Source organism: Haloarcula nitratireducens (assembly GCF_019599505.1).
Genome location: NZ_RKLT01000005.1, coordinates 60403 through 78205 on the forward strand (window position 1 = coordinate 60403; position 17803 = coordinate 78205).

The following is a 17803-nucleotide window of genomic DNA, read 5'->3' on the forward strand; positions in this document are numbered from 1 at the left end:
CTCTGGTACGACGCTGCATTCGTAATTCGGTTGTCGAGTTCGGACTTCGTACGTCCGGATGGACGTCGATAGCGTGCTATCAGTGTCCCGAGTGCCGACGAGCGACGACACGTATTCGAATTAACCACATATTTTATAACAGAGGAAACCAACAGTCGGCGTATGGCGTCTGAGAGCCAGCCAAGTGTAGATAGTGATTCGGCCAGAGAAAAGAGTCGGTCGACGCTGAGCCGGCGTCGTTTCATCGCCAGTACCGGCGTGGCGTCGGCGGTCGCACTCGCCGGTTGCGGCGGTGGCGGCGGCGACGGTGGCGATGGCGGCGACGGGGGCGGCGGGTCGACCGGCAGCGGGACGAACCAAGCGGCGAGCGAGCTCTCGGTGGCGGCGGTCGAGGGGTCCGGGCGGCTGTTCAAGCGGCTCATGGACGAGTACGTGAGCGACGACACCGGGATCGACGTCAGCGTCCAGCTGTTCCCGTACGCGAACCTCTTCGAGAAGACCAGCAGCATCCTCTCGGCCCAGAGCGACGCGTACGACATCATGTTCATGGACGACCCGTGGTTCCCGCAGTTCGCGGCCAACATGGACCCGCTGCTGGACTGGCTCCCCGGCGAACTCCCGTCGGACGCGCTCATCGACCAGGTCGAGGAGATCGCCAAATGGCCGACGCCGGGCGCGCCGAAAGTCCCGTCGGCGGAAGGCAAGGAATCGACCGTCAAGGGGCAGGTCATCGTCGGCAACACGCAGCTCTACGCCTACAACAAGGGCTACTACGACCAGGTCGGTGCCGACGCTCCGGAGACGTGGGACGACGTCCTCAGCGCCGGCAAGAAGATAACGGAGCAGGTCGACGGCGCGAACGGGTACATCATCCGGGGGAAGCGCGGCAACCCCGCGATGGCGAACTTCTTCTCGCTGGGCAACGCCATCGGCGGGGAGATGTTCAACAAGGACTGGCGATACAACTGGGCCAGCGAGTCGGGAACGGCCGCAGTCGAGTTCTGGGCCAGGCAACTCCGGGAGATCAGTCCCGATGGCGTCACCTCGTTCAACAGCGACGCCGTGCTCAACGGGCTCGGAAGCGGGTCGGCCGCACAGGCTCCGGCGTGGCCCTCGGCCGCGTCGCTGCTGCTCGACCCCGAACAGTCCAAGGAGGCGAACAACCTGGAGTTCATTCCCATTCCGAAAGGGCACACCGGCGCGAAGCGGCAGGCACCGACGCAGGGGAACTGGATCATGGGGATCAACAGCTTCGTCTCCGACTCGAAGAAGAAGGCGGCCGGCGAGGTCATCCAATCGTCGATCTCCGCGGAAGCCCAGTCGAAGTACGTCGAGTTGGGCGGCGTCCCGTTCCGCCACGACACCTTCGAGAACCACATGGACGCGCAGTCGTGGTTCCCGGCGCTGTACGAGAGCCTGCAGAACGCGCAGTGGCGGCCCCGGACGCCGCTCTACTCCGAGTTCGGCGTCAGCCACGGCCAGCTGCTCAACTCCTGCCTGGCAGGCGACCTCTCGCCCAGTGAGATGACCAGTAAAGCGCAGAATCAGATCGAATCGACGCTCAGCAACGCCGGCTACTACGAATAACTCGATATGAACCGAAGAAGCACCCGTCTATCACGGCGACCAGCGGCACCGGTACCGAGCCGCACTCACGCTACGAGAGGGAGGCAGAACGTCGATGGCCACTGAGACGGAGGCTGACCGCGAATTCACGACGACCGACGTCAGCCACCTCGAAACCGAGCAGTCGACGCGAGAGAAGACCCTGTTGTGGGTCGACGACCACCTGAAGTGGTTGATGACGCTGCCGGCCGTCTTCATCCTGTTCGCGCTGACGTTCTACCCGCTGGTGCGCGCGCTGCAGATGTCGACGATGCAGTTCCTCCCGACGGGAACGACGTTCGTCGGTATCCAGAACTACGTCGACCTGCTGAGCAACGAGGCGTTCATCAACTCGCTGGTCGTCACCGCCCAGTTCGTCGGCATCGCCGTGGGCGTCGAGTTCCTGTTGGGTTTCGGCATCGCCCTGCTGTTGAACAAGAAGATCAAGCTCCGCGGGCTCTGGCAGACGCTCATCCTCATCCCGATGATCCTCTCGCCGACGGTCATCGGGCTCATCTGGCGACTGCTGTACGCGCCCAACGGCCTGCTCGACTACATCGTCGCCCCGCTGACCGGCGGGGCCAACGTCGGCTGGGTCAGCGAGACGAGCGTGGCGCTGTACTCGGTCATCCTGACCGACATCTGGCAGTGGACGCCGCTGGTCGTCCTCGTGCTGTTCGCCGGCCTGCAGTCGGTTCCGGACAACATCAGCGAGGCGGCCGTCATGGACGGGGCCTCGCGCTGGCAGCGGTTCCTCCACATCACGCTGCCGTACCTCAAATCGCTCATCGTGCTGGTGCTGATCATCCGCCTCGTGGACGCGCTGCGGGTGTTCGCGAAGGTGTTCGTCCTGACCCGCGGCGGCCCCGGGAGCGCGACGAACGTGATCAGCATGCAGATGTACCGGACCGCGTTCCGGTTCAGTAACTTCGGCGAAGCCTCGGCGATGGCCGTCTCGCTGCTCGTGGTCGTGCTGATCCTCGCCATGAGCTTCGTCAAGATCGCAAACGTGGAGTTCGGCTCATGACGACGAAACAAGACACTCAGACGAACGTACTGCCCTACGAACAGCCGTCGGGACTCGAGAAGTTCCGGGAGACGCTCGACGAATACGGCGTCTCGAAAGCCGTCACCTACGGGCTCTTGGGGGTGTTCCTCGTCTGGACGCTGTTCCCGATATACTGGCTCGTGACGGCGACGCTGAAGACCCGGCAGACGCTGCTGTCGTTCCCGCCGATGTGGATCCCGTGGAACCTCCACTTCGAGAACTACGCGCAGCTGTTCGCCCAGCGGCCGGACTTCGTCCAGTTCATCATCAACAGCACCATCATCACTATCACGACGACTATCATCGCGACGACCATCGGCGCGATGGCGGCCTACGCGTTCGTCACGTTCGACTACCCCTACGACCTCGACTTCCACCTGCCGTTCTACATCCTGTCGACGCGGTTCATGCCGCCGATCGTCACCGTCATCCCGCTGTTCGTCATCTTCCGCGGGTTCGGACTGGTGAACACGCTCCCGGGACTCATCCTCGTCTACACGATGTTCAACATCCCATTCGCCGTCTGGATGATGAAGGGGTTCTTCGAGGAGGTGCCCGACAGCCTCATCGAGTCGGCGATGATCGACGGGCACACGCACCTGGGCGCGTTCTTCAAGATCGTCGTCCCGCTGGTGAAGCCGGGACTGATCGCCTCGGCGATCTTCACGATCATCATCACGTGGAACGAGCTGCTGTTCGCCGTCATCCTCGCGCTGAACAGCAACGCCATGACCGTCCCGGTCGGGCTGGCGTCGTTCGTGACGAAGTTCTCGGTCCAGTGGATCAACATGAGCGTCGGAGCCACTATCGCCCTCGTGCCGGTGTTGCTGTTCGCGTTCGTCGCGCGCCAGCAGCTCGTCCGCGGGTTCAGCATGGGGGCGGTCGGCAAATGACGCAGTTCCCGTTCCAGAGAGGAAGCGCTTCCCCGGTCGGCCGACCGGCGGCGAGAGACGCGGCTACGGAGGCACGTTAACTATGGTTACAGTCGAATACGACTCAGTCAGGAAACAGTACGGCGATACGATCGCGATCGAGGACGTGAACCTACACGTCGACGACGGCGAGTTCACGATCCTGCTCGGACCGAGCGGGTGTGGCAAGACCACGACGCTCCGGTGTCTGGCCGGACTGACCCAGCCCACGTCCGGGACGATCACGCTGGACGATCACGACGTGACGGACGTCCACCCGAAGAATCGGAACATCGCGATGGTGTTCCAGAACTTCGCGCTGTACCCGCACATGACCGTCCGCGAGAACATCGGCTACCCGCTGAAGGTCGCGGACGTGGACACGGAGGACAAGGAACGGCGCGTCGAGGAGGTCGCGGAGATGCTCGAAATCCCGGAGCTGCTGGACCGCGACATCGCGAACCTCAGCGGCGGCCAACAGCAGCGCGTCGCGCTGGGGCGGGCCATCATCCGACGGCCGGCCGTCTTCCTGATGGACGAGCCGCTCGCCAACCTGGACGCGAAGCTCAAGGTGAGCATGCGCAGTCGAATCAAAGTCCTCCAGCGGGAGATGGACATCACGACGCTGTACGTCACGCACGACCAGGAGGAGGCGATGTCCCTTGGCGACAAGCTCGTCGTGATGGACGACGGCAACATCCAGCAGATCGGCTCGCCGGACGAGGTGTACCACGAGCCGGCCAACATCTTCGTGGCCGGCTTCATCGGCAGCCCGTCGATGAACTTCGTCGAAGTCGAGACCGACGGGGACCGCATCCGCGCGAAGCGCGCGCCCGACGCGTTCGACGTCGAACTCCAGCCGTCGGTCGCGGAGCGATACCGCGACTACGACGAGTTCACGCTCGGCGTCCGCCCGCAGTACTTCAACGTCCACACGGAACCGACCGACAACGCGATCGAAGCGGAAGTCGAAGTGACCGAGCCGCAGGGCGACGAGCAGATAATCGACGTCCACGTCGGCGACGACATCGAACTGACCATCGTCGCGCCGAGCACGGTGGAAGCCTCGCGCGGGGAGACCGTCTGGCTCGGTATCGACGAGCAACTCGCCCACGGGTTCGATCCGAAGTCCGGGGACCGCATCGCCGAGACCGACTCCATCGAACGCACGAAGCGCGCCACCTCCTCCGCCGAGACGGAACCGCAGTCGCAGTAACTCGACCTCACGTTCCCGCTCCGCTTCCTTCTGAAAATAGTACTGTCGACGTTCAGAAAGATTAATGCCGACGAATCTCGTTATTAGTAGTCATGGGACTCGGTTACACGACTATCATGTACGATCCCAGGGAAGTGGTCGAGACCGGTATCGGCGACGTCGCCGCCTGCCGATACGACGGTCTCGAAATCGGGCTCGGGAAGCTCCGGAAGTCCGGGCCCGAGACTGTGGACGACCTCCTCGACGAGTACGACCTCGACCTCTACTGCGTGATGGCCGGCTGGTTGCTGACGGAGGACGACGCGGAGGACGCTATCGACGGGGCGGCGCTCGCCGCCGACCTCGGCGCGGATTTCCTCGGCATCCTGCCGCCGCCTCGCGGACAGGTCTCCGACGACGACTTCGAGACGTGGCTCCACGACATCGCCGCGGCCGCCGAGGACGCGGGCGTCACCGTCGTCCTCCACCACCACGGCGGCGCGCACATCGAACAGCCGGACGAGATACGCGAGTGGCTGGACCGGACGCCCGACAGCGTCGAACTCCTGTTCGATACGGCTCACTACCACCCCTACGGCGACGTCGTCGAGGGTATCGAACGGTACGCCGACGACATCGCGTACGTCCACCTCAAGGACATCGCCTCGCCGGCCGGCTTCGAGACGCACGTCGAGAACCTCACGGCGGGAAAGGTCGACTTCGACAGCATCATCAACTTCATCTGGGCGTTCAGGGACTTAGGCGAGGGCGAACTCGACTTCGAAGCCATCGACGAGGCGCTCGCGGACGTGGGCTACGACGGCCACCAGACAATCGAGATCGAGAACCGGCGAGAGCGCCCGCTCGTCCACGCGAAACAGAACGTCGACCACCATCGAAGCGTGACGGAGTGACTCCCGACCGGGCGGCGGTCCCCGGAATCGCGACCGTCGATTCCACTGCAAGCGAAGGCGTAGAACACCCGATTCATCGGAACTTATAACTGGCCGAGCGTGGATATGACGGACGATGCGATTCGGCACGGACTGGGGTCGTCACGGCGATACGCGCTATCGCTACCCCTCTCTTGCCGAGTTGCCGAGAAACGCGGTACACCGGTGCGTTCCACTTCCGACGTGGGACCGAGTCCGGTACCACTGAATACGAGACACCAATCATGTACGAGGACTTCGCTTCCAAACTCGCAGCGACGATGTGGGCCGACTTCGACGAGACGCCCCGCCGGGCGGACGGCCCCGCGGCAGAGATAACCGACCTGAATACGATAGTCGTCGACGGGAACTTCCCGTGGACTATCGTCACCGTCGAGACCGACGAGGGCGTCACCGGCATCGGCGAGGCGTACCCGTCGCCGGGCGTCCACGAGATCATCACCGACTACCTCCGCCCCGTACTGGTCGGCGAGAATCCGACCGACGTCGAACGGCTGTACAACCTCATGCGCGGGAGCCTCTCCGGCCGCGGCTCGCAGGAGGGCGTCGGCACCATCGCCATCAGCGGCGTCGAACTGGCGCTCTGGGACGCCGCCGGGAAACTGCTGGACCAACCGGTGTATCAACTGCTGGGCGGGAAGACCCGCGAGGAAGTGGTCGTCTACGCGGACTGTCACGCCGGCGAGGCGATGGTCGAATCCGCCGAGGAAGGGCAGGAGGATTCGACGTACGAACCCGAAGCGTACGCGAAGGCAGCCAGAGCGGCCGTCGAGGACGGCTTCGACATCGTGAAGTTCGACCTCGACGTGCCCTCGGGCCGCGAGGTCGATACGCTCTCGCGGCACTTCGACCCGCCCGAGATCGACCACAAGAAGCGCGTCGTCGAGGCCGTCACCGAGGAGATAGGCCACGACGCCGAGGTGGCCGTCGACCTCCACTGGAACTTCAGCCCCGAGACCGCAGAGCGCCTCTGCCGCGCGCTCGAACCGTACGACCTCGCGTGGATCGAGGACCCCCTGCCGCCGGAGAACACCGACGCGATGCGGGAGCTGAAGCGCCGCGTCGACGCGACCCTCCTGACCGGCGAGAACCGCTACGGCCGCCACGGCTTCCGCGACCTCATCGAGGATCAGGCGGTGGACTTCCTCGCTCCGGACGTGCCCAAGACGGGCGGCATCGCCGAGACCAAGAAAGTCGCCGAGATGGCCGAAGCGTACTATCAGGCGCTCGTTCCCCACAACATCGGCAGTCCCGTCGCCACCGCCGCGACGGTCCACGTCGGCGCGACGGTGCCGAACTTCGTCGCCCTGGAGTACCACGCCCGCGAGGTGCCATGGTGGGAGGACCTGCTGGCCCGCGAGGAGGACTTCATCCAGAACGGTCGTATTCAGGTTCCTGACGCACCGGGGCTGGGTATCGAACTCGACTGGGACGTCGTCGAAGAACACCGCAAAGAATAGCGTCGCGCTCGCTTTTTCCGTACAGAACGGCCGTGAACGGCGAGCCGACGTTTCAGAGGGCGGGCCGGGGAAATTCAGTCCGCTGAGCGAGGGTTCTCGCCGCGGTACGTCCGAAACAGGTCGACGATGACCTGCAGGTCCTCGCGCGCCTCGGCGAACGTCGTCCGAACGTCGCTCTCTCCCTCGACGCAGTCGACGAAGTACGAGAGTTCGCGCTTGAACGGTTCCTCGTAGGACGGCGTCTCCACCGAGTCGGTCAGGCCTTCGATGCCCCGCTTGACCTGCAGTTCGGTCGGCGTGTTCTTGATGAACGGGTTCGAGAAGTCGACTTTCACCATCCCGTCTGGCGAGTCGACGCGGACGAACTCCTCGAACCACTTGCGGTCGGAGTCGCCCGTTTCGAGGATGCACTCGACGCCGTCCTCGTAGGTGAGGTGGGCCGTCGCGTATCGTCCCTCGGCGAAGATATTGACGTGGTCGATACTCTCGACCGCTCCGAACAGCCCCCGGAGGGCGTTCACGTCGTGACAGACGTGTTCTAACTGGAAGTCGTAGGCGTCGAGGAGCAGCTCGTCGTCCGTCCCGATGGCCGCTTCCATGTCGTTTCGCCGTTTAGTGACGCTCTCTTCGATGAGATCCTCCGGCGGCATGCCCTCGACGAGGTCGTACACCTCCTTGACGATACGGAAGTGGTCGGGGTCCACGTCGTAGGCGGTGACGAGGTCGATCTCCTCGAGGTCGTCGACGACTTCCTGTGCGCGCTCGTAGGACGGATCGTACCGCTTCATGTACGCGACCATCGCCGTCGCGTCGCTGGCTTCGGCGGCTTCGACCATCCGGTCGGCGTCTTCGAGGCTCGTCGCGATCGGTTTCTCGACGAGCGTGTTGACGCCGGCGTCCAGTGCGTCGACGGCGACGTCGGCGTGCGTGTGCGACGGCGTGAGGACGACCACGGCGTCGAGGTCGTCGCCCACCTCGGCGAGGAGGTCCTCGTGTCCCGCGTAGACGTGCGGAACGTTGTATCGGTCCGCGAGTGTCTCCGCACGTCCCTCCGCGGGGTCAGCGAAGGCATGTAGCTCCGCCTCGGGGAGTTCCGCGAGGTAGGGAATGTGCATGACTTGTGCGACGAGGCCACAGCCGATGATTCCGAATCGCATCACCCGAACTTTCTTGCAGTGCCTGTTATAGCTTCTGGTGGTCCGCAACTGGACGAACGCCCGGCCGTCGAGGCCGTCGTAAACACTTATGCCCGAGGGGACGACTGTTCTAGCCGTCACGAGGGCCGTTACCGACAGATGTCGCCATCCACGAACGCGGTACGTTTCGACAGCCGTATAGTTCCCGACAGCGCGCCACCAGTAGACCGCCGCCGTCTGCGAACCGCGGTCCCGACGAGGGAACGGTTCGCGTGATACTCGAACTCAGCACCGGGCTCGCGCTCCTCGCCTCGGTGTTCTCGGGGCTGCAGGCCGTCTCGGTGGAGTACGGGATGGAGAACGGCGAGTACGCCGACGACCGGTCACCCGCGCTCGCGGCCGCCGTCGTCAGCATCGTCGTCAGCGTCGTCGTGTTCTGGGCGCTCCTGCTCGTCCGAGGCGTCTCCTTCGACGCGCTGACGCTCGGCGCGGTCGCGCCGTTCGTGGTCGCCGGGCTCGCCAATCCGGCGGCGTTTCGGCTCCTCTACTTTCAGAGCATCGACCGTATCGGCGCTCGCATCTCCGCGGCCATCGTCAGCGCCAACCCCGCTATCGCGGCCATACTCGCCGTTCCCCTGTTCGAAGAATCGTTCACGGCCGTCACCGCCGGCGGACTCCTCTGTATCGTCGCCGGCGGCGTCGTGCTACAGACCTCGGAGACGGGCGAGGGCACACACGACGACTTGCTCGTCGAGGAACTGGCCGAGGTCGACCTGCGGGACCTCCTCGTTCCGCTCGTCGCGATGACGATGCTCGGCTGTTCGTTCGTCCTCGTGAAGATGGGGTTGAACAGTATCGACGACTCGCTGGTCGGGACCGCCATCGGACAGACGGCGGCGCTCCTCGCGTTCCTCGCGCTCTTCGGTGCGTCGGGAACCTCACGGCGGCAGGTCGGTATCCGCGACCGGACGGCGCTGGTCGCGTTCACGCTGGCCGGCGTCTTCGTCGCCGGGAACTGGCTGGCGTGGTTCTCGGCGCTCCGGATCGGTACCGTCGTGACCGTCGTGCCGCTCTCGAACGTCTATCCGCTCGTCGTCGTCGCCATCTCCTACCTCGCTATCCGACGGGTGCCGAGGTCGCCGCGGATACTCGGCGGGATAACCGCCATCGTCGTCGGCGCAACGCTCATGCAGTTGGCCTGAAGACCAGTGGACTAACGTCGGCCCGGTTCGGTGGACACGTCTCTCTGACGTGGTGTTTGGCAGAAACGAACGCGACGTTCGAGAGCGACTCTACTGGTCTTCCTTGGGCCGAATATCTCGCCAGTAGTCGTAGTTCTCCTTGGCGTGGACCAGCGGTTTCTCCGTCCGGTTCTCGATTTCGATGGTGATGTCGCCATCGTAACCGACATCCTCCAGCGTCTCGCTGACCGCCTCGAAGTCGATGGTGCCGCGTCCGAGGTCGGTAAAGGAACGGAAGTAGTTGATGACGTGGTCGAGGTGGAAGTCGCCCGCCGAGAGGCTGTCGCGCATCTCGCCGAATCCGGTCGGCGGGGCCACGTCCTTCAGGTGGACGTAGCCGATGTCGTCGGCGAACCGTTCGATGCCGTCGGTGACGTCGCCCTCGGGGAAGTTCTCGCCGTAGGGGTAGTAGTGAGCCGTGTCCCACAGGAGTTCGAGTCCGTCCACGGCGTCGAGGAGTCGGCGCACCTCGTCGTTTTGTTCGACGTGCGTCGCCCCGTGGTGGTGGACGAGCGGCGTCACGCCCGCGTCCGTCGCCGCGTCGCTAAGCCGTGTGAACCACTCTTCGACGGTCGCGTCGTCCTGTCGGTTACGCTGTGGCGGGAGGAGTCCGATGTGGTTCACACCGAGGTCCGAGAGCATATCGAGGTCGGCCGCAACCCTGTCTACCGCGGCTTCCGTCTCCAACCACTCGCTCATCACGCAGTAGAGGTCGAGGTCGTACTCCTCGACCAGCGCGTCTACTCTATCGGGACCCGCCTCTCGAACCTTTTCCAGGCCGATTTCGACGCCGTCGTACTGGCAGGCGGCGACGTCGCCGATACCCGCTGCTATCTCCGTACTGTCGTACATCATGGTCGTGTACCCGAGACCCATACCAGGTCACGCGCGGGCAACGGTCAAATAGTTTCGGCCGTTTCGTCGAGGTCCCGAGCTCGCGACGGCTCGTCCGGAACCTCCGACGTCCAATCTCTCCTGTGCTATCCTTTCGTAAGTGACGAACGACGTCGCGCGTCCGATAACAAAAGTACGTGCGTTATATCCGTCCGTGTTCCGCGACACTTGGTAACTGTGCTATCGCCCTCTCTGTGGGAGAAGAAGCGAAACGTCGTTCCGCTCTATCCCGGCACGCTACGGCCCGCTCGGGGCAGGTTCGCAAGAGCCGAACGGGCGGTGAGCGGCGTCGTTGGCTGAATGGCTACGCCTCGTCGTTTCGTGTCGCCGTGGGCCGCGCTGTCGCCGCCGTCGCCGGCTGGCTCAGATCCGCGGGGCGGCCCGCCCCTCGGCGTTCGTCGTCATCGCCGAGGAGTGGTTCGACGCCATTCGGACCCGCGAGAACGACTGAACATCATATCTGCACGCCAAGTATATCTATATTTCGAATTTTATCTATAAAATGGTCTTAATAATACCAAATATGGCGTATTTATATTCTTATCTATTATTTTTTAGACAGATTCTACCTTTAAGAGCAGATCTATAGCCAAGTCGGGACTTATATCTTCGGAATCGTCTGATATGTTCTCGATTTGAGATCGGTACGAAAATATCGGTTAATCGATAGGTGAGGAGACGGACCGCGACGAAACTCGACGCACCTTCGAGGCGGTACTCGAAGCCGCCGAGGCGGGGGCGGGACGCGGCTAGTACAGTACTCGGCTGCCGACGAGGAGCGCACCGAGAACGACCGCGACGCTCAACAGCGTCGCCGTCTCGGTTCCGGATGCGGTCCCGTTCGACGGTCCCGAACTATCGGACCGCGTCGGCGTCCCCTCGCTAACCGATCGCGAGGAGTTCGGCGCGTCGTCGACGGCCGTTTCTGACGCATCGTCGCCAGTCGTGGCGGACGCAGTCCGGGAACCGTCGTCAGCCGTGCCCGTCGTCGGCGTCACCGTCGACCGGTCCGTACTCCGCACCGGCGTCGCCGTAGCCGTCGCTCGGCTCGGTAGATCGTCCGTCGCTACTTCGCTCTCCGGGACCGACCCGCGGTCGTCCTCAGTGGTCGACTGAGACGGATCCGACGCTGTCGACTGGCCCGATGCCGTCGCGGTCGGCGTCGGTGCCGCTCGTGTCGGCATCTCCGTAGACAGTGGTCTGGAAGAAGCGGTTCGAGTCGAAGTTCGGGTCGGCGTGGGTGTCGCAGTCGGTGTGCCCGTCGTCGTGGCCGTCTCCACTGACCGTGGCGTCGCGGTCTCCGTCGGGGCAGGGGTCGCTGTCTGGGTCGGGGTCGCCGTCTGGGTCGGGGTCGCCGTCTCTGTCGGCGTCGGTTCCGAGAACGTCGCGGTCACGTCCCGCGTCGCCGACTCGCCGTCGCCGTAGAGGGTCACGTCGAGGTCGAGTCGACCCTCGTACTCGCCGTCGACGGTGACGTGGAACAGGACGTAGTTCGTCTGCGGCGTCGATAGCTGATAGCGGCTCCCGAGTTCCACGGACGATCGGGCGTACAGCCCGCCGGTCTCGTGGGCGTCGTACTCGATCTCGACGGAGACGCGCGAGGGGTCGACGGTGTTGTTCTCGCCGGCGGCGAGCCGGACCGCACGGAGGTCCGCGACCGCCGCGCGGACGGTCCCCACGTCGTCGGCTTCGAAGTCCTCGGGATAGGTGTCGTTCCAGCGCTCGACGACGCCGGCCCGTTCGAGGCGGACCGCCCGCTCGACGTACTCGCCGTCGGGGACGGCGACAGCGACGGTTTTCGAGCGGTAGCCGGGCGCGTCGACCGTCAGCGTCTGCTCGCCGGCAGCAGTCGAGAGCCCGTAGGTACCACTATGCGAGCTGTAGTACGCGCAGTCGCTGACGGTGACGTGAGCCTGTTCGATGCGCTCCCCGTTCTCGTTACGCACCGTTCCGCGGAGGCCCTGTCCCTCGACGACTCGCTCCGTCGTCGCGTAGGCGTCGACGGTGCCCCCACCGTAGCGGCTCGCGTCGAGGTCGGCGACGTTAGCAGGCGGGCGCGCCGAACAGCGCAGCGCCGTCTGCAAGACTCCGGGGTGGACGTCCCGACCGGCGGCGCTCTCAGCGAGCGCGAGGGTTCCGGCAGCTACCGGTGCGGCTCCGCTCGTTCCCCGGAAGGTGCCGGTCCCGTTCGTCCCGTACGGCACCGGGAGGTCGGTTCCGGGCGCGACCACGTCCGGTTTGTCGTAGGTCAGCGGCCAGGTTCGGGGGTATCGGACAACTCTACTGCGGTCTCTGCTGTACGGACCCGAGAAGAGAGCCCGCCGACTCGATCCGGAGAACGTCGTCACGCGGTCGTCCGGATCGTGGGCTCCGACGCCGACCGTCTCGTAGATTTTCCCGGGGGCCGAAACGTAGCCGGCCCCGTCGTTCCCCGTCGACGCGACGACCACAGTGCCGAGCCGCTGGGCGCGCCAGACCGCCCGGACCAGCGGGTCGTAGCGGGCGGTCGGCCCGCTCTGAGTCCGGCTGATGCTGACGACGTCCGCGCCGTTCTCTATCGCCCACTCCATGCCCGCGATCGCCGACGCGCGGCTCTCGACGAGCCCGTGCAGCAGCTGCGTGTCGGGCGCGACGCCCATCGCTCGGTACTGACCGGTTCCGTCGGCGGCGACCAGCCCGCTGGTCGACTGACCGTGGGCGCTTTCGAGATGCGGGCGCGAGTCGGACACGCGACGGCCGTCGGCGTCGAACTCGGCCCAGCCGCCGGGGTAGGTCGGGTCGCTTTCGTTCTCGGTGTAGAGCGACAGCGTCGGGTGGGCGGGCGCTATGCCCCTGTCGAGGACGGCGACTCGGGTCCCGTCCCCGCGGGTGTCGTACTCCGACCAGACCGCCGAGGCGTTCGTCGCGGTGACCTGCCACGCCGGCCCCGCCGACTGGTCGGCTACTCGGCGCTGCGTGCCCGCCCGTGACACCGCCGCCCACTCGGAGCCGTTCGGGGCCGGAGTCGGCGGCTCCGACGCATTCACCGAACTCCCGGCCGTTCCCGACGACTCCGGGAGCCGCGCGAGCGACGCGACGCCGTCGAGCGCCGCGATTCGAGCGAGGTTCACGCGGTCGAGGTCGGCCCGGAGGAGGACGCCGTCGACGAGCCAGAACCTGTTTTCGACGCTGACCCCGTCGCGGGCGGCCGCGTACTGCAGAACCGATGCCTGCGTCCGATCGCTCCGATCTTTCAGCGCCGCCACTGTCGTCGGCCGGTCGGTGTCGGTTTCCGCGTCCAATCGAACGAAGATATCGACGGTACCGGTCGCGTTCCGGAGCGCGGGGTCGACGGCGGCGGCCGAGTCGCCGGTCGAGACTCGCTCCGCTCCGGTGTCCGGTCGCGGGGCCGGCACCGCGCTCGGGTCGTCTGTCGCGGCCGCGCCGGTGAATCCCGTCACGGCGACGAGCGACACCACGAGTGTCCCCCCGAGGACGACGGCGACCCACCGGCGAGCGATCATCGAACGCTTCCCCACGTGGTACCTGCGTGGCGTCGAGCGACGGCGGTCTGACAGCGGGACATAGTCGAGACGCAGTCTCGGCATAAATAGTTAGAAACGCAATACAAACGCGAAACAGTTGTGACACGCGCAACGGCCCAGTCGTGATAGTGAGTCGTCACAGCGTCTGAGATGCGGTAACGACCCCGAATCCGCTCGGCTAGTCGCCGCTTACCGCACGTTCCGACCGAAACTTCCCGATACCCACGAGCCGTATCGACCGACGGCGCTTCGTGAGCGGCTGGTGCCGAAGAGGAGTTCGACGGATCATCGGGCGACCGTCTCGGGATCGTTTTCGACAGACTACTCTGTAGCGAACTCGGTTCACTCGACACTAATCACACCCGACCGGCATCGCGAGCGCTTCCGCTCGAAGGCGAGAGGAGAGCGACTTCCTCCCGCGATATCAGAACTGCAACGGTGGAGTGGCACGACCACCTCCCTTCGTACGAGAGAGCCACGCTGTCTCATCTTGTTGGGATCAGACAGCACCCCACTACCGAACGCGTGTTCTCGATATCTCCGAATGCACGCTCGAACACGTGCATCCACGGATAGACGAGAGCCTCTCAAAACTCTATTGGCCGTTACTATCGACTGCCAGTATCCGGACCCGTATCAGTATGTGCCTGAGACGGGGACGACGAGCGACCAGCGGTCAGCGATGGATGCTCACCAGTTCGCGATCGTCTCACCAGAAAGCATTTATCAAGTGACAACGAATGACAAGGTGCAGGCACGGTCCCTGCATGTAGCGTCGACCGTTCGTCGCCCGATACGAAAGACGGGCGACGGTGCCCTCACTGGGAGTCGCTGCTCCCATGGGCCTCCCTTCGTGTACGGCTCTATCTCGTGGTGAGCGACGCAGTACGACCAGTCGAGACGCTGGTCCACGTCTGAACTGCATTTCGCGGTAGTTACGTTCTCACCGTCGAACGGTTCAGCGAGGTGACCTGCGAACGTCGACGCGAGACCGTCCAGGTTCGTTCAACTTCCGCCGACTCGTTTCGATCCCGTGGTCTCCTTCTGTATTCGAAGTTGTACTCAAAATATAGCCAGATCAATCCCAAATATAGCTTCTCCCACTCCAAATTGGCGAAGTTCGAGTTCATATTTGACCATCTATCGACATATTCCACATTGTATGATCTTTTCCCGAATCAGAACCTTCGCATTCGAGAATTAGTAATTACTGAAGGCAGAGTAGTCAATATATCCGCTCCGATATTTCCGATTTCGCTAACTGACCGGGAGGGTGGAGTCTCCCTCCGACACGCACTTTTTTAACGGTACGGGGTGAGGTGCCGGATAGATGGCGTCAGAGAATTCTACACCCCCAGCAGTACGTGCAGCGTCGCATCTACGGACCCTCGACCTCGACGGACAGTCGTGGATCACCGGCGTCGCGATCAACGGACTGTTGGCAGAAGGGAGCGAAGAGTCGGTACAGACCGCCAGAGAGCTCGTCGACAGAGCCGTCGCGACGCAGGACGACGACGGACAGCTGGGATACGGGCCGAGCTATCCCATCGAGGTCTTCAGCCACGGCCGAGAGTACGAGGCCAGTTGGGAACTGACGGTGAAGAAGTGCATGAACGCGAACAACACGACCGCGATCGGCCACGGCGTGCTCGACTTCTACGAGCGGACGGGAGACGAGCAGTACCTCGACGCGGCGAGAAACGAGTACGAGTGGCTCATGTCCGTCAACCGGACGGAGACCGGTGGTATCCCCCACCACGACCCGGAGGTGGCCGGCATCAAATCTCTGTGGATCGACTCGGTGTACATGATGTGTCCGTTCTTCAGCAGGTACGCCGAGGCGGCCGAGGAACCGACGGCACACGACGAGGCCGTCGAGCAGTATCTGGTCCACGCCGAGCACCTCCGCGACCCGCGGACCGGGCTGTTCCGTCACATCTGGGTCGAGGAGCCCAACCACTATCCGCAGGGGACCTTCTGGGCGCGAGGGAACGGCTGGGCGGCCGCCGCGGCCGTCGAAATCCTCGATCGGTTGCCCGCGGACCACGACCGGCGCGACGCGCTCGCCGAGCAGTTCAGCGACCACTGCGAGTCGCTGCTCCCGCTGCAGGACGGCAGCGGCTTCTGGCACAACCTCGTCGACGACCCGAACACCCCGCTCGAATCGTTGGGGACGTTGATGTTCGCCTACGCGTTCAACCGCGGCGTCGAACTCGGACTGCTCGGCGAAGCGCGGCACGGTGACGCGGCGGCCGACGCGCTCGACGCGGTGACGCGCGTCGTCGACGACGACGGCGAAGTCGGCCGCGTCGCCGGCCCACCGGGCGGGCCGGAAGCGCCGCTGACGGTGACGCCGTACGGGCAGGGCTGGTACCTCATGGCGGCGGACAGCGCTCGCTGACCGGGCGAACGACCACGGGCCGCGGATGCGAGACGCGGGCCGCTGAGGCCAGATTTTTACCGACCGGCTCGGAAGTAGGCGTATGATTCACGACCGAAGCGCGCTCGCGGCCACTCGTGGCCACGGGGTCGCGCTCGACTGCATCGAGGCCGCTATCGACGCCGCCTCGCCGGAGACGGCCACGCGCGCGGCCGTCGACCTCTCCGGCCAGACGCTCACCATCGGGGAGACGACATACGACCTCGGCGAGTACACCGACGTCGTCCTCGTCGGCGGCGGGAAAGCGACGGGCGGCGTGACGCGCGCGCTCGAATCCGTACTCGGCGAGTCCCTCTCCGGTGGGCGGGTCGTCGTCAAACAGCCGGCGGACACGACGACCGTCCGGAGCGTCGTCGGCGATCATCCGCTGCCGTCGGAACGGAACGTCGAAGCGACGGCCGCGATGCTCGATATCGTCGACGAGGCCGACGAGGAGACGCTCGTCCTGTTCGCACTGACCGGCGGCGCGAGCGCGCTCCTGTCCGCGCCGGCCGGGGATCTGACGCTCGAAGATCTACAGACGACGACGGACCGCTTGCTCGAGGGCGGCGTCCCCATCGACGAGATCAACGCCGTCCGCAAGCACCTCTCGGCGGTGAAGGGCGGACAGCTCGCGCGGCGAGCGGCCCCCGCGACGGTCGCCGGCCTGCTCCTGAGCGACGTGGTCGGCAACGATCTCTCGACTATCGGGAGCGGGCCGTCGGTTCCGGACGAGACGACCTACGGAGACGCGCTCGCGGTGCTCGACCGTCACGGCATCGACCCGCCGGCGGCCGTTCGCGAACACCTCGAAGCCGGCGACGCCGGGGAGATAGCCGAGACGCCGGTCCCCGACGACTCGGTCTTCGACCGCGTCACGAACCACCTCGTCGGCGACAACGCGACGGCTCTCGACGCCGCCGCCGCGGTGGCACGGGAGAGCGGCTACGAGCCGCTCGTCCTGACCTCGCGCCTGCGAGGGGAAGCCCGCGAGGTGGCGAAGCCGCTCGTCGCCGTCGCCGAGGAGGCCGCGGCGACGGGGACGCCGGTCGACCCGCCGGCCGTCCTCCTCGCCGGCGGCGAGACGACGGTCACGATTACCGGGGACGGCGGGCGGGGCGGTCCCAATCAGGAGCTCGTCCTCTCCGGCGCGCTCGAACACGACGGGAGCGCGGTCGTCGCCGCCGTCGACACGGACGGCGAGGACGGCAGTTCCGACGTTGCCGGTGCCATCGCCGACGTGACGACCGTGAGTGAGCGCGAGCGAGCCCGTGAGGCGCTCCTCGCGAACGACGCGGGGTCGTACCTCTCGGCAGCCGGGGCGACCATCGAAACCGGGCCGACCGGGACGAACGTCAACGACGTGATCGCCCTGGTCGTTCCCGACGCGGGCGAGTGAGGGGCACGCTTATGAGCG

At 65.1% G+C, this 17803-nt stretch carries 13 protein-coding genes; 10 read left to right on the top strand and 3 right to left on the bottom strand.

What is annotated here, in order from left to right; translation table 11 throughout:
* The first annotated feature begins 162 nt into the window (after nucleotides 1–162).
* The 6 genes from EGH23_RS14920 to EGH23_RS14945 all read left to right on the top strand — a co-directional run bounded on the left by EGH23_RS14920 (nucleotide 163) and on the right by EGH23_RS14945 (nucleotide 7172).
* Nucleotides 163–1587 (top strand): extracellular solute-binding protein, encoded by a 1425-nt coding sequence (locus tag EGH23_RS14920; protein WP_220580789.1) that lies wholly within the window; start codon nucleotides 163–165, stop codon nucleotides 1585–1587.
* A gap of 94 nt (nucleotides 1588–1681) precedes the next feature.
* A complete protein-coding gene (locus EGH23_RS14925) occupies nucleotides 1682–2632 on the top strand; it encodes a carbohydrate ABC transporter permease (RefSeq protein ID WP_220580790.1) in 951 nt (316 codons plus the stop codon).
* Nucleotides 2629–3546: a carbohydrate ABC transporter permease gene (locus EGH23_RS14930; RefSeq protein WP_220580791.1), complete on the top strand. Its 918-nt coding sequence runs from the start codon at nucleotides 2629–2631 to the stop codon at nucleotides 3544–3546. Before EGH23_RS14925 ends, EGH23_RS14930 begins: the two co-directional genes overlap by 4 nt.
* A gap of 82 nt (nucleotides 3547–3628) precedes the next feature.
* Entirely contained in the window at nucleotides 3629–4780 is a 1152-nt protein-coding gene (locus EGH23_RS14935) for an ABC transporter ATP-binding protein (RefSeq protein ID WP_220580792.1), read from the top strand.
* Nucleotides 4781–4872: 92 nt separating this feature from the next.
* A complete protein-coding gene (locus EGH23_RS14940; RefSeq protein ID WP_220580793.1) occupies nucleotides 4873–5673 on the top strand; it encodes a sugar phosphate isomerase/epimerase family protein in 801 nt (266 codons plus the stop codon).
* Nucleotides 5674–5936: 263 nt separating this feature from the next.
* Nucleotides 5937–7172, top strand: a complete 1236-nt coding sequence (locus EGH23_RS14945) for a mandelate racemase/muconate lactonizing enzyme family protein (protein ID WP_220580794.1) — start codon at nucleotides 5937–5939, stop codon at nucleotides 7170–7172.
* A 74-nt stretch (nucleotides 7173–7246) separates the two neighbouring features.
* Here the strand turns inward: EGH23_RS14945 and EGH23_RS14950 are convergent, their stop codons facing one another.
* A complete protein-coding gene (locus EGH23_RS14950; RefSeq protein ID WP_220580795.1) occupies nucleotides 7247–8329 on the bottom strand; it encodes a Gfo/Idh/MocA family protein in 1083 nt (360 codons plus the stop codon).
* Nucleotides 8330–8580: 251 nt separating this feature from the next.
* On the opposite strand from EGH23_RS14950, the gene EGH23_RS27035 reads away from it, so the two are divergent.
* Complete coding sequence (locus tag EGH23_RS27035; protein WP_220580796.1) at nucleotides 8581–9510, top strand: EamA family transporter; 930 nt, start codon at nucleotides 8581–8583, stop codon at nucleotides 9508–9510.
* A gap of 90 nt (nucleotides 9511–9600) precedes the next feature.
* Here EGH23_RS27035 and EGH23_RS14960 read toward each other — a convergent pair whose 3' ends face one another.
* Entirely contained in the window at nucleotides 9601–10425 is an 825-nt protein-coding gene (locus EGH23_RS14960; protein WP_220580797.1) for a sugar phosphate isomerase/epimerase family protein, read from the bottom strand.
* 310 nt (nucleotides 10426–10735) lie between these two features.
* On the opposite strand from EGH23_RS14960, the gene EGH23_RS14965 reads away from it, so the two are divergent.
* On the top strand, nucleotides 10736–10894 hold the full coding sequence (locus EGH23_RS14965; protein ID WP_220580798.1) for a hypothetical protein: 159 nt from the start codon (nucleotides 10736–10738) through the stop codon (nucleotides 10892–10894).
* 298 nt (nucleotides 10895–11192) lie between these two features.
* Here EGH23_RS14965 and EGH23_RS14970 read toward each other — a convergent pair whose 3' ends face one another.
* Entirely contained in the window at nucleotides 11193–14030 is a 2838-nt protein-coding gene (locus tag EGH23_RS14970; RefSeq protein ID WP_220580799.1) for a S8 family serine peptidase, read from the bottom strand.
* A gap of 1267 nt (nucleotides 14031–15297) precedes the next feature.
* On the opposite strand from EGH23_RS14970, the gene EGH23_RS14975 reads away from it, so the two are divergent.
* Both EGH23_RS14975 and EGH23_RS14980 read left to right on the top strand, forming a co-directional pair.
* The gene (locus EGH23_RS14975; protein WP_220580800.1) at nucleotides 15298–16368 is read left to right on the top strand and encodes a glycoside hydrolase family 88 protein; all 1071 of its coding nucleotides are present in this window, start codon (nucleotides 15298–15300) and stop codon (nucleotides 16366–16368) included.
* 82 nt (nucleotides 16369–16450) lie between these two features.
* Nucleotides 16451–17785, top strand: a complete 1335-nt coding sequence (locus tag EGH23_RS14980) for a glycerate kinase type-2 family protein (protein WP_220580801.1) — start codon at nucleotides 16451–16453, stop codon at nucleotides 17783–17785.
* The last annotated feature ends 18 nt before the right edge of the window (nucleotides 17786–17803 follow it).

What these genes read in the sequence shown, in the direction of transcription:
- EGH23_RS14940 (WP_220580793.1), top strand. Translation starts at nt 4,873, where the DNA reads ATGGGACTCGGTTACACGACTATCATGTACGATCCCAGGGAAGTGGTC.
- EGH23_RS14925 (WP_220580790.1), top strand. Translation starts at nt 1,682, where the DNA reads ATGGCCACTGAGACGGAGGCTGACCGCGAATTCACGACGACCGACGTC.
- EGH23_RS14935 (WP_220580792.1), top strand. Translation starts at nt 3,629, where the DNA reads ATGGTTACAGTCGAATACGACTCAGTCAGGAAACAGTACGGCGATACG.
- EGH23_RS14980 (WP_220580801.1), top strand. Translation starts at nt 16,451, where the DNA reads ATGATTCACGACCGAAGCGCGCTCGCGGCCACTCGTGGCCACGGGGTC.
- EGH23_RS14920 (WP_220580789.1), top strand. Translation starts at nt 163, where the DNA reads ATGGCGTCTGAGAGCCAGCCAAGTGTAGATAGTGATTCGGCCAGAGAA.
- EGH23_RS14975 (WP_220580800.1), top strand. Translation starts at nt 15,298, where the DNA reads ATGGCGTCAGAGAATTCTACACCCCCAGCAGTACGTGCAGCGTCGCAT.
- EGH23_RS14945 (WP_220580794.1), top strand. Translation starts at nt 5,937, where the DNA reads ATGTACGAGGACTTCGCTTCCAAACTCGCAGCGACGATGTGGGCCGAC.
- EGH23_RS14930 (WP_220580791.1), top strand. Translation starts at nt 2,629, where the DNA reads ATGACGACGAAACAAGACACTCAGACGAACGTACTGCCCTACGAACAG.
- EGH23_RS14960 (WP_220580797.1), bottom strand. Translation starts at nt 10,425, where the DNA reads ATGGGTCTCGGGTACACGACCATGATGTACGACAGTACGGAGATAGCA.
- EGH23_RS14970 (WP_220580799.1), bottom strand. Translation starts at nt 14,030, where the DNA reads ATGCCGAGACTGCGTCTCGACTATGTCCCGCTGTCAGACCGCCGTCGC.
- EGH23_RS14950 (WP_220580795.1), bottom strand. Translation starts at nt 8,329, where the DNA reads ATGCGATTCGGAATCATCGGCTGTGGCCTCGTCGCACAAGTCATGCAC.